Source organism: Pseudomonadota bacterium (genome assembly GCA_030859565.1).
In the GTDB taxonomy this organism is placed as follows: domain Bacteria; phylum Pseudomonadota; class Gammaproteobacteria; order JACCXJ01; family JACCXJ01; genus USCg-Taylor.
In genome coordinates this window covers 1-11,610 of sequence record JALZJW010000124.1, presented here as the reverse complement: position 1 = coordinate 11,610, position 11,610 = coordinate 1, and the positions used below count along the sequence as shown (strand labels likewise).

Sequence of the window (11,610 nt, the reverse complement as noted above, 5' to 3'; positions counted from 1 at the left end):
GGGAATCCAGGGTCTTTTGTGGATTCCGGGTCTCCGGCGCTTCGCACCTTCGCCCGGAATGACGGGGCAAACGCGACCAGTTATTTACGAGACACTACACTAGCCTACGGTGCGGTGTCTATCCACGCAGGGCATCTGGCTACCTCTCTTAGCGTTCGTCGCGGCCTGGGGGATCGCTTGCCCGGCCTTGCAGGCCGCGCCGCTCCAGTGCGCGCCGGCCGGGCTTGATGAGTATGCCGCAGTCCGTTACGTTATCGACGGCGACACCGTGGTGCTCGCGAACCGGCGCAAGGTCCGTCTCATCGGCATCGATGCACCGGAGATCGGGCGCGAGGGCCGCCGCTCTCAAGCGCTTGCGGAGCCTGCCCGCGGAGCGCTAAAACGTCTGCTCACAGGCCAATCCCGCGTCGGCCTACGGTACGATCGGCAGAGCCGCGATAGGTTCGGGCGGCAACTAAGCCACTTGGTGCTGCGCGATGGCACCAATGTCCAGGCATGGTTACTCGAGCGGGGCCTCGCGACGGCGTTGATTTTTCCGCCCAACCTCGACTACGTGGAATGTTACCGCGACGCCGAAAGGGTGGCGCGGAGATCGAATCTCGGCCTGTGGAGGCTCGCGCGCTATAAACCCGTGGATGCCGGGCGCGTCGCGGGTTTGCCCCGGGGCTATCGAGTCGTCACGGGTCGTATCAGCGGAGTCCGCACCACACGCGCCTCCAAGTGGTTAAACTTCGGCCCGGCCTTCGCGGTTCGAATCCAGCGCACCGATCTCCATTATTTTAAGCGCTTAGATTTTCATCATTGGGTGGGTAAGCTTGTCAGCGTGCGCGGCTGGCTTTCGCGCCGCGACGGGAATACCTACATGCGTTTAAGACACCCCGCGCAGTTAGATGCGCTGCCAGGATGAAGCGGACGGTCCATCGGCATCGCCGCTTCAGCGGAAGAGCTTGGCCAGCGTATCGGCCAAGCCTCCGTGCGGGCGTTGCGCCAACGATTTAAGCGCCAGCAGCGTGTCGTTTTCTGGAGCGAATTGCAATCCAATCGCAACGTATCCTTTGGCCCGGTCGTAGTTGTTGTTGGCCAGCTCGCGCTCGGCGAGAAACGCGAAGCGTTCTCCGATCGCCAATAATCCCTTGCGCGCCGGCACGTTGCCGGGGTCGATCTCGAGCAAGCGCGAGTAGTAATAATAAGCGTTGTCTTGGGGAGGGTGGGTAAGGCGGTAATCGTCCAGGCTTTTTTTCGCGAGCCATGCGAGCGCCTTAACCACTTCCCCGCTGCCGGGATCGACACCGGCGCTCGTTGCTACGGGACCCGCGGCGCTTGTGTCTCCCAGAAGCTTCCGATCAACATCGACCGCGTGGCTCTGTAGCGCTGGATCGCTGCGCGGACCCGCATCACGGTCGATGCGGGCGTGGGCGTAAAAAAGACCCGCGTACCCTGCAAGAGACAGGGCCAGCAGCGCCCCCAGCGCGTGGACCGAACGCCGGGAGGAGGTCTGCGCCGGTAGCTCGATGATTCGGGCCTTGTCGAGGGACAGCGTATGCTCGCCGGAGACATCGACATCGGGGGCGAGCCTCGCCTGGGTCGATGTCTTGATGATTCCGCTCTGCATCATGTGCCGCACATAATGCAGCAGACTGTCCGCGTCCCGAAACCGATCCTTGCGGTTCTTCGCCAGCATGAGGTTGATGAGGGGCTGGAATTGATCTAGACCGGAAGGCAAAATCGGGATCGGCGCCCGCTTATGTTGCATGATCACATCTAGCACGGAGGCGGATTGGTATGGTTTCACGCCCATCAGCATTTCATACAGGATCACGCCCAGGGCATAGATGTCGGCGCGGCCATCGATGGAGCCAGGCTCGGCTTGTTCCGGAGCCATGTAGTTCGGGCTTCCGAGGAAGATACCGGTTTGCGTCAGGTCGAGGTCGGTCGTAAGTTGTTTCGCGATGCCAAAGTCACTCAGCAAAGGCGTCCCGTCCTTTCGGAATAGGATATTCGCCGGTTTCACGTCGCGATGGACGATACCTTTCTTATGCGCAACGCTGAGCCCGCTACCGACCGCAATCAAGATGTCGAGGGCGTCAAAGGGGGTCATGACCGCGTGCATGCGTTTGCGCAGGTCACCGCCCTCGACGAACTCCATCGACATATAAGCGGCATCATCGCAGGCGCCGATGTCGTAAATCGTAACGACATGCGGGTGATTGAGCGAGGCAACGATGCGCGCTTCGTTGATAAAGCGCTCGAAATCCTGCGGGTTCTTGCGCCTATCGGTATGCAGCACCTTCAAGACGACCAATCGGCCCAACGAGTCCTGGCGTGCCAAATAGGCGGTTGCCATGCCGCCCGAGCCTATTTTCTGTTGGATCGTGTACCCCGTGATCTCCATATGCTCTAATTATATCAATGCTACGTGCGGCAACGTTGCTTCCGCTCCGCTAGCGCAATTTAAGAGGAGCAGCTTTTGGAACACTTTTCGCCTTAATTACGCTGTTGATTTAGGATTAATCACTACTGTCGTGAACAAAACGGTTTCAGGGACCCCTATGCTAGCGCAAACGAAGAAACATGCCATTCCCCGTCCCCAGACTCGCTCGCTTATTACTAAGATTCTAGAGGAACGCAAGGACGTGTTGGTCCTACTCTGCAAGGTCTCGGGCTTGGCGCCCTTTCCAGCGAATAAACCGCTGGTGGCCTTAATGACCGAGTTTTGTGAGCTCCTGGTCGATTACATCGCGGCGGCGCATTTCGGTCTTTATCAGCGTCTTTCCGAAGGCCAGGAACGGCGGCAGGCGGTGGTTGATCTGGCGATGGAGATCTACCCGGGCATTGACCGCACCACCCAGATTGCACTTGCGTTCAATGACAAGTACGGGGGGGTGACGCTTTCCGGCGATCTCACCGCCTTGCACCGGGATCTCTCGCATCTCGGCGAAATCCTCGCCAGCCGGATCGATCTCGAGGACCGCTTGATCACCGCGATGCTGGGCGAGTCCATCGGGCCCGACCGATCGGCCGCCTAGATCACTCGAAATCCCCTGGCTCGCCATGGGTGAGGGCAACACGGATCTCGAGCAACGGGACCTCGCCGTCTTATGGCACCCCTGCACCCAGATGAAGGATCACGAACGCCTCCCCGTGATCCCCATTCGGCGCGGGCGCGGCGTCTGGCTGGAGGACTTCGACGGCCGGCGCTATCTCGACGCCATCAGCTCCTGGTGGGTCAATCTCTTCGGCCACAGCCATCCGCGAATCAATGCCGCGGTGAAAGCGCAAGTAGAGGAGATCGAACAGGTGTTGCTGGCCGGGTTCACGCACGAAGCGGCCGTCAGCTTGGCCGAACGGTTGGTCGCGATCACACCCGCGGGCTTGACGAAGTGTTTTTTCGCCGACAACGGCTCGTGCGCCGTCGAGGTGGCGCTCAAAATGAGCTTTCATTATTGGCGCAATCGCGGCGAACTGCGCAAGACCCGCTTCATCTGCCTTGAGAATGCGTACCACGGCGAGACGCTCGGGGCGCTCTCCGTGTCCCAGATCCCCCTCTACCGGGACACCTATGCACCCTTGCTCGCGGATGCGATCGTGGCGCCCTCCCCGGATTGCTACCGGCGCGCGCCGGGCGAGACCTGGGCGGAATGTTCGCGGCGCGGATTTGCAGCGATGGCGGATCTCTTGGATCGCCACGCCGATGAGGTATGCGCGGTCATCGTCGAACCGCTGGTTCAATGCGCGGGCCAAATGCGCATGTATGATCCCGTATACTTGAGTTTAGTACGCGCGGCCTGTTCTCAGCATCGCGTGCATCTGATCGCCGATGAAATCGCGGTCGGTTTCGGTCGCACCGGGACCCTTTTCGCTTGCGAGCAAGCCGCGATCGCGCCCGACTTCCTGTGCCTATCGAAAGGGCTAACGGGAGGCTACCTCCCCCTTGGCGCGGTGTTGACTACCGATGAGATTTACCGGGCGTTTTACGCTGACTATGACACGGTTACCGCCTTCCTCCATTCGCACAGTTATACCGGCAATCCGCTCGCCTGCCGCGCCGCGCTCGCCACGCTGTCGCTGTTCGAGAAGCAACCGGTGCTGGCGGACAACCGTCAGCTCGCACAAGCCATGGCCGCCGCGACGGCGCATTTCCCGGACCATCCTCACGTTGCCGAAGTGCGCCAGACGGGCATGATCCTGGCCGTCGAAATCGTCCAGGACAAAGCGACAAAAGCCCCCTACCCCTGGCAAGAACGGCGCGGTCTTCGGATCTACCGGCAGGCGCTCGCGCGCGGCGTGCTGCTGCGTCCCTTGGGAAACGTCGTCTATTTTATGCCGCCCTACGTCATCACCGAAGACGAAATCCGTCATTTAGCCGAGGTGGCTTGGGAGGGCGTCAACCTCGCGACTTCCGATTGAGCATGCGCAGCCCCCGCGTCTACGTCGAGACGCCCCTTCGATGCGGCGCCACTATCGCATTGCCGCGGGCCTGCGCGGACCATCTGGCGCGCGTATTACGCCGCCAGGCGGGGGATGCCATCGTACTGTTTAACGGCCAAGGGGGGGAATGGGAGGCGACGATCGCGTCGATCCGGCGTGCGGAGGCGGCCGTGATCATCGGTCCCCACCACGCCATCGAACGGGAGTCGCCCTTGCGCATAACGCTGGCGCAGGGTCTGGCACGCGGCGAGCGCATGGACTATACGATCCAGAAAGCCGTCGAGCTCGGGGTCACGCACATCGTTCCCATCGCGGCGCGGCGCTCGGTGGTGCAACTGGAAGAGGCGCGCGCCGAACGCCGGCTGGATCACTGGCGGAAAGTGATACGGCAGGCGTGCGAGCAGTGTGGACGCAATCGATTACCCGCGATCGAACCCGTGCTCGATTTACCCACCTGGCTGGCGCGCGCCTCTATGGGAGTCAATGTGCTGCTTGCGGCCGCGGGCGAGACCGCGCTTTCGGATTTTACCCTGACCGAACCAGAGCTCACGCTCTTGACCGGACCCGAAGGGGGATGGAGCGAGGAGGAGGTGTATGCGGCGCGCCAGGCCGGGTTCTTAGGCTTGCGCCTGGGGCCGCGGATCTTGCGCACGGAGACGGCTGCGGTGGCCGCGCTCAGCGCGTTCAATAGCTTGTGGGGAGACCTGCGCTGATTAATTAGAACCACAACCTCTGTTCCATCCGGTGTGGTAGACTAATGGCTACGTTGCTGCGCTACACCCGCGCAGCTAAGCCACCGCGTGAAACCCGACGCAATCAAAGACAGCCTCTGGAGTTCGCGGTTTTCCGAACCGACCGACGCTTTCGTGCAACGCTTCACGGCCTCCGTTCCTTTCGATAAACGCCTCTACTGGCACGATATCGAGGGGTCCAAAGCGCATGCCCGCATGCTGGCCAGGACCGGGGTGCTGAGCGCCGCCGAAGGTGACGCCATCGTCACCGCCCTCGACGCGATCCGCGGCGCCATCGAGCGCGGGGAGATCGAGTGGTCGATCGCGCTTGAAGACGTGCATATGAACATCGAGGCGCGGCTCACGGAACGCATCGGTGAGGTGGGAAAAAAACTCCATACCGGCCGCTCGCGCAATGACCAAGTGGTCACCGATACCCGGCTCTATCTGCGCGCCGAGATCGACGCCATCATCGGCCAGTTGCACCTGCTCATGGCCGCGATCGGCGATCTCGCCGAACGTGAAGCCGCGACCATCCTGCCGGGCTACACGCACCTGCAAGCGGCGCAACCCGTGACCTTCGGCCACCACATGCTGGCGTGGTTCGAGATGTTTTGCCGTGATCGCGACCGGCTCCGCGACTGCCGCCGACGCGTCAATGTCCTGCCCTTGGGCGCGGCCGCGCTCGCCGGCACGAGCTTTCCCATCGACCGCGAATTCACCGCCCGGGCGCTCGGATTTGAGGGCATCGCCGAGAATTCTCTCGATGCCGTGAGTGATCGCGACTTCGCGATCGAGTTCGCGGCCTGCGCCGCGCTCATCCTCATGCACCTCTCCCGCTGTTCCGAGGAGCTCGTCCTGTGGTCCTCGCAAGCGTTCGACTTCATCGAGATCGGCGACGCCTTCTGCACCGGTTCCTCCATCATGCCGCAGAAGAAGAACCCGGACGTGCCGGAGCTCGTGCGCGGGAAGAGTGGACGAGTCTACGGTCACCTGATGGGGCTCCTGACGCTGATGAAATCGCAGCCCTTGGCCTACAATAAAGACAACCAAGAGGATAAAGAGTCATTGTTCGATATCATCGACACCGTCAAGGGCTGTCTACGCGCCTACACGGATCTCGTGCCGGCCATCGCGATCAAGCGCGAGCGGATGCGCGAAGCCGCGCGCCGCGGGTGTATCACGGCCACCGATCTCGCGGACTACCTGGCGCGCAAAGGGGTGCCGTTCCGCGATGCGCACGCCGCCGTCGGCCACGTCGTCCGCTACGCCATCGCCGAGCGGAAAGACTTGGCCGAGCTGACACTCGCCGAATTGCGGCAATTTTCACCCGCCGTCGAGGACGATGTATTCACGGTATTGACCTTGGAAGGATCGGTGGCCGCGCGTAATCATTTCGGCGGCACGGCGCCCGAACAGGTGCGCGCGGCCGTCCAACGGGCGCGCCGGCGGTTAACGGTTAAGGAAGGAAAGGTATGACTAAGCCTCTGAAGATCATCGTCGCGGTGTTCGGGTTCGTCGTTATCTTGTTGGTCGCGGCCGCGATCATGATCCCCATGTTCGTAAACCCCAACGACTTCAAGGGCGAAATCATCGGGCAGGTAGAGAAAACGACGGGTAGAAAATTCGAACTGGCGGGTGACATCGGACTCACGGTGTTCCCTTGGCTGGGCCTGGAACTGGGCGCGACCACGCTCGGCAATGCGCCCGGATTCGGCGCGCAGCCCTTTCTTAGATCCGAGCGCGTGCAGGTGCGAATCAAGCTGCTGCCGTTGTTGCAGAAGCAGGTCGAGATGGACACCGTCGCGCTCGAGGGTCTGGAGCTGAATCTGGCGCGCGATAAATCGGGAAAGTCCAACTGGGATGATTTGCTGCGGAAGGGCGCCCCGTCGCAAGCGACGCCCCCCGCCGATGCCACCGCGGGCAAGCCGGACGCAGCGGCCGAGGCCGGACCGCAACCGCTCGCCGCCTTGGCCCTCGGCGGTGTCGATCTCAAAGACGGCCGCGTTACCTGGGATGACCGGCAACAGGGGGAGCGCTACGCGATTGAAGATCTGAACCTCGAAACCGGAGCGATCACTCCAGGCGGACCGGTGCCGCTTGATCTTTCCTTGGCTTTCGATGCGCCCCCCCAAGGCCTCACGGGCAATCTTGCCTTGGAAGGTACGGTAGACTATGACCTCGAAGGCCGGCGTTACGGGGTTAAATCCTTGGATTTCACGGCCGAGTTCAAAGGTAAATCGGTGCCGGGCGGTGCGCTCGACCTCATGTTGACGGCTGATAACGTCAATGCCGATCTCAAGCAAAATGCGGCCATGGTGTCCGGCCTCGCGCTCGATGCCGGCGGGGCAAGCCTGAGCGGCGATATCCAGGTGCAGAATCTTACGTCAGACAAACCGGCCGCCACCTACACGCTGCGCGCCAAGGGCCAAGAGCTTTCGGGATTACTCAAGGCCGCGGGCGAGGCCTTCAACATCGCGGGGATCCCCAAGTCACTCACGGCACTCAGCATCGACATGGGGATGAGCGGCACCGCGGCCAAGGTCGCCGTCGAGCCACTCAAGCTCCAAGCCGCCCTGCAAGCGGCCGGCGCGAAGGGGCCGCTGAACCTCGATTTGCAGAGCGCGCGCGTGGACCTGGATCTCACCAGAAAAGCGGTTGCGGTCAAGGCTGGAGCGCTCAAGATCACCGGCGATGACGTCGTTCCGCTCTTAAAGGAGTTCGGTGTGAGTAACCCCGGCTTGGAGACCTTGGCGATCGGGCTCAACGTGGATACGGAATTCTCGGGCACGGGCACGAAGCTCACGCTCGCGCCCTTTAATGTCAAGGCCGCGCTTGCGGGCGAGACCCTACCGAACAAATCCGCCGAGGTGACCCTCGCGACGCGTGCCGAGATCGATCTCGACAAGCAGACCGCGGCGCTCAATGAGCTTGCCCTGCAGGGTCTCGGCCTCGATCTCCGGGGTGCGGCGCAGGCCGAGAACATTCAGAAGGATCCGAAGTTTGCCGGATCGCTTAAGCTCCAGCCTTTCGATGCGCGCAAGCTGCTCACACAATTGGGTCAGGCCGTGCCCGAGACCACCGATCCGAAGGCATTAACGAACGTCGGCTTCGAGACCGCGCTCGCGGGATCGAAGAATAGCATTAACTTGAGCAATCTCGCGCTGCGGCTCGACGACACGCGGATCAAAGGCACTATAAGCGTCGCCGATTTTTCGCAACCTGCCATCGGCTTCAAGCTCGACGCGGACGGGATCGACGCCGATCGTTATTTGCCGCCTGAGAAAGCGGAGAAGGCCGGGGGAGATGCCCGGAAGAGCGACAAATCCCGCGCTAAGAAAGACCGCGGCGCTCGTGATGCGGTGAGCGGCACGGATGACGGAGTCCCCGTCGGCAGCACCGCGGGCGCGTTAAACCTCAAGGGCGTGCTCACCGTGGGTAAGCTCAAGATCGCAAACGCCACGCTGACCAAGCTTAGCGTGGCCGTTAAGGCGAAGGATGGCGACATCAACCTGAACCCGATCGCGGCCGACCTCTACCAAGGCAAAATCGCGGGGCGTGTCGGCCTCGATACCCGGGCGGCGAAACCGAAGTTGAGCGTGAATGAGTCTCTGACCGGCGTGCAGATCGAGCCGCTGCTCAAGGACCTCTCGGGTGAGGCCAAGATCGCCGGGACGGCGAATCTCAAGGCGCGACTCAATGCGGGAGGGGCGAGTGCCGATGCGATCAAGCGCACACTCTCGGGCAAGGCGGCGTTCCAGTTTCTGGACGGCGCCTTCATCGGCGTCAATCTTGGCCAATTGATGCGTAAGGCCCAAGCGGGCTTTGTCGGTAAAGTCGATGAAAACGCCAAAACGGATTTTAGCGAGATGGCGGGCACGTTGATTTTTGACCAGGGTGTCGTCCGCAATCAGGATCTGGTATTGAAGTCGCCGCTGCTACGGGTCGCCGGCAAAGGTCAAGCAAACCTCGTGAGCGAGCGCATCGACTATACGCTGAACACGACCCTAACCGCGACCGCTGAGGGGCAAGGCGGCAAGGACCTCACCGATATCAAGGGTGTCACGATCCCGATCAAGGTAAGCGGCACTTTCGACGATCCCAGCTATGCCCCGGACATAGCCGGTCTCGCCAAGGCCAAAGCGGAAAAGGCGTTGGAGAAAAACAAGGAAAAGATCACCGAAAAGCTCAAGGAGAAGTTGGGCGAGGATGCGGGTGGCGTGCTGGATGGGACCTTGGGCGGTCTGCTCGGGGGCAAGAAGCCGCGGGCTGGCGATGGGGCCGGTCAGAGCGGCGAGACCGCGCCGGCGCCCGCCGAGGCAGCCCCCGCGCAGGGTCCGGGCGGCAAGGACGTACAAGAAAAGCTCAAGGATCTGCTCCGATTCTAAAAAAGCGGCGATACCCCGTACGGCCTGCGGCGAACGTCGACTAGCTGTGGATAATTTTAGCCTGCTGTTATTGCGTTGGTATCGCCTGCACGGACGGAAGGATCTCCCGTGGCAGCGCCCGACATCACCTTATCGCGCATGGGTTTCCGAAGTCATGCTGCAGCAGACTCAAGTCCCTACCGTCATCGCTTTTTTCGAGCGCTTTATCATGCGCTTTCCTAACGTGAAGGAGCTTGCCGAGGCGCCGATCGATGAGGTCCTGCATTACTGGTCGGGGCTCGGCTACTACGCGCGGGCGCGGAACCTCCATCAGGCCGCGGGTATCGTATTGGAACGCCATGCAGGCGAGGTTCCACGGGGTCTCGAAGATCTCATGCATTTACCCGGTGTCGGCCGCTCGACGGCGGGCGCCATACTGTCGCTGGCGTTCGGCGAACGACAGCCGATACTCGACGGCAACGTCAAACGCGTCCTCGCGCGTTATCACGCCATCGGCGGATGGCCGGGTTCGCCTTCCGTCGAACGGGAACTATGGTCCCGCTCGGAACAGCATACGCCGGCGGCGCAAGTGTCGGAATATACGCAGGCGATCATGGACCTCGGTGCGACCCTTTGCACGCGGAGCGTTCCGCGCTGCGGCGCGTGTCCCGTGCGCGCGGGGTGTCAAGCATACCGGCTCGGACGCACTTCAGATTATCCCGAAACGAAGCCCCGAAGGCTGTTGCCGAAACGCACGACTTGCTTCGTGATCGTGCAAAATGCCAAGGCGGAAATCTTGCTGGAACAACGGCCGCCGGCCGGGATCTGGGGCGGCCTATGGAGCTTCCCCGAATGCCCGCCGAGCACCGACCCAATCGACTGGTGTTGGCGCCACCTCGGTGTCGAGCCAACACAGCTCCAAAGCGGGCGACCGTTCCGGCACATTTTCAGCCATTTCGATCTCGAGATTCGTCCAGTGTATCTGCGGGTAGGGGATCTCCGGCCAGGGATTAACGATCGCGGCGCGACGCTCTGGTACAGCACGACGTCCTCGCGGCCCCTCGGCTTGGCGGCCCCTGCCATGAGACTTCTGAAATCACTCAATCAATGATCAGGTGTACCTATGACACGCATCGTAACTTGCGTTAAGCTCGGGAAGGAAGCCGAGGGGTTGACCGCCGCACCGTATCCGGGAGAGCTCGGCCGGCGCATCTATGAGAACGTCTCCAAGGAGGCCTGGCAGATGTGGCTTAAGCACCAAACCATGCTCATCAACGAATACCGCTTGACCCCGCTCGACCCCAAGGCGCGCTCGTTTCTGGAACAAGAAATGGAAAGATTTTTTTTCGGTCAAGGCTCCGCAAAACCGGAAGGCTACGTGCCGCCTGCCTAAGAGCAGAGGGATCATCTCCTCACCGGCCGTCCCTTGACGCGCGCCATCCCGCCCGTTCTAATAGCGCGTCCAAAAACACCCGGGCCAGGTAGCTCAGTCGGTAGAGCAGGGGACTGAAAATCCCTGTGTCGGCGGTTCAATTCCGTCCCTGGCCACCAATAAAAACAATAGCATGTGTGCCATTATTCACTTACACGTGGTCCGCAATTTTCGCCGTGGTCCGCAATTTTCTAAACGAACTGCCTTAAATACTATTACTTGGTGGGGTCTACCTTGTCCCCCAACCGCTCGCGAACGTAATGCTCCGTCATAACAATGGTCTTGTGACCGAGTTGTTTCTGGGCCGCGTGGATGTCTTGAGACTCTGCCTTGTCAGTGCCGGCTTTAGCGCGTAGGTCGCGAAACTGGAACTTGACCCCCGCTTTCTCGCGCGCTTTATCGAAGCGGTGGCGTAAAGCATAGTAGGTGAGCGGCTGGCCGTTCTCCTTACATACAAGTACGAAGCTTCGCACCTTGTAACTACGCTTGCGTATCATGATTCGGTCGATGACCGTTGCAAGGCGGCCGGTGACCGCGATGCGCAGTTTCTTTCCCCGCTTACTCTGGCGGACATGTAACACCCCGCCGCGAATGTCGGTCTCGGCCATATTCAAGGTGTCGGCTGGACGCTGTCCGGTGAGGTAAGCAAGAT

Annotated in this window: 10 protein-coding genes and 1 tRNA gene; 9 read left to right on the top strand and 2 right to left on the bottom strand. The window is 61.3% G+C overall.

Annotation, left to right across the window (positions count from 1 at the left end):
* Positions 1–109: 109 nt before the first annotated feature.
* On the top strand, positions 110–907 hold the full coding sequence (locus M3436_15970) for a thermonuclease family protein (GenBank protein ID MDQ3565544.1): 798 nt from the start codon (positions 110–112) through the stop codon (positions 905–907).
* 27 nt (positions 908–934) lie between these two features.
* Here M3436_15970 and M3436_15965 read toward each other — a convergent pair whose 3' ends face one another.
* Positions 935–2,392 carry a serine/threonine protein kinase gene (locus M3436_15965; GenBank protein ID MDQ3565543.1) on the bottom strand — a complete coding sequence of 486 codons (1,458 nt, stop codon included), beginning with the start codon at positions 2,390–2,392 and terminating at the stop codon, positions 935–937.
* Between the two features lie 157 nt (positions 2,393–2,549).
* On the opposite strand from M3436_15965, the gene M3436_15960 reads away from it, so the two are divergent.
* From M3436_15960 to M3436_15925, 8 genes are all read left to right on the top strand, one after another.
* Positions 2,550–3,026, top strand: coding sequence for a sigma D regulator (locus tag M3436_15960; protein MDQ3565542.1), 477 nt, complete (start codon positions 2,550–2,552; stop codon positions 3,024–3,026).
* Between the two features lie 25 nt (positions 3,027–3,051).
* Positions 3,052–4,407 carry an adenosylmethionine--8-amino-7-oxononanoate transaminase gene (locus tag M3436_15955; GenBank protein ID MDQ3565541.1) on the top strand — a complete coding sequence of 452 codons (1,356 nt, stop codon included), beginning with the start codon at positions 3,052–3,054 and terminating at the stop codon, positions 4,405–4,407.
* Between the two features lie 2 nt (positions 4,408–4,409).
* A complete protein-coding gene (locus M3436_15950) occupies positions 4,410–5,141 on the top strand; it encodes a 16S rRNA (uracil(1498)-N(3))-methyltransferase (GenBank protein ID MDQ3565540.1) in 732 nt (243 codons plus the stop codon).
* Between the two features lie 87 nt (positions 5,142–5,228).
* On the top strand, positions 5,229–6,638 hold the full coding sequence (gene argH / locus M3436_15945) for an argininosuccinate lyase (protein MDQ3565539.1): 1,410 nt from the start codon (positions 5,229–5,231) through the stop codon (positions 6,636–6,638).
* Entirely contained in the window at positions 6,635–9,547 is a 2,913-nt protein-coding gene (locus tag M3436_15940; GenBank protein MDQ3565538.1) for an AsmA family protein, read from the top strand. The genes argH and M3436_15940 overlap by 4 nt, the downstream gene beginning before the upstream one ends.
* Positions 9,548–9,593: 46 nt before the next feature.
* A complete protein-coding gene (gene mutY / locus M3436_15935; protein MDQ3565537.1) occupies positions 9,594–10,637 on the top strand; it encodes an A/G-specific adenine glycosylase in 1,044 nt (347 codons plus the stop codon).
* 12 nt (positions 10,638–10,649) lie between these two features.
* The gene (locus M3436_15930; GenBank protein ID MDQ3565536.1) at positions 10,650–10,919 is read left to right on the top strand and encodes an oxidative damage protection protein; all 270 of its coding nucleotides are present in this window, start codon (positions 10,650–10,652) and stop codon (positions 10,917–10,919) included.
* Positions 10,920–11,001: 82 nt separating this feature from the next.
* Positions 11,002–11,077, top strand: a tRNA-Phe gene (locus M3436_15925).
* 96 nt (positions 11,078–11,173) lie between these two features.
* Here M3436_15925 and M3436_15920 read toward each other — a convergent pair.
* Positions 11,174–11,610, bottom strand: a 437-nt coding sequence (locus M3436_15920; GenBank protein MDQ3565535.1) for a tyrosine-type recombinase/integrase, incomplete at its 5' end; no start/stop codon positions are given.

What these genes read in the sequence shown, in the direction of transcription:
- M3436_15930 (MDQ3565536.1), top strand. Translation starts at nt 10,650, where the DNA reads ATGACACGCATCGTAACTTGCGTTAAGCTCGGGAAGGAAGCCGAGGGG.
- M3436_15955 (MDQ3565541.1), top strand. Translation starts at nt 3,052, where the DNA reads ATGGGTGAGGGCAACACGGATCTCGAGCAACGGGACCTCGCCGTCTTA.
- M3436_15965 (MDQ3565543.1), bottom strand. Translation starts at nt 2,392, where the DNA reads ATGGAGATCACGGGGTACACGATCCAACAGAAAATAGGCTCGGGCGGC.
- M3436_15960 (MDQ3565542.1), top strand. Translation starts at nt 2,550, where the DNA reads ATGCTAGCGCAAACGAAGAAACATGCCATTCCCCGTCCCCAGACTCGC.
- M3436_15950 (MDQ3565540.1), top strand. Translation starts at nt 4,410, where the DNA reads ATGCGCAGCCCCCGCGTCTACGTCGAGACGCCCCTTCGATGCGGCGCC.
- M3436_15940 (MDQ3565538.1), top strand. Translation starts at nt 6,635, where the DNA reads ATGACTAAGCCTCTGAAGATCATCGTCGCGGTGTTCGGGTTCGTCGTT.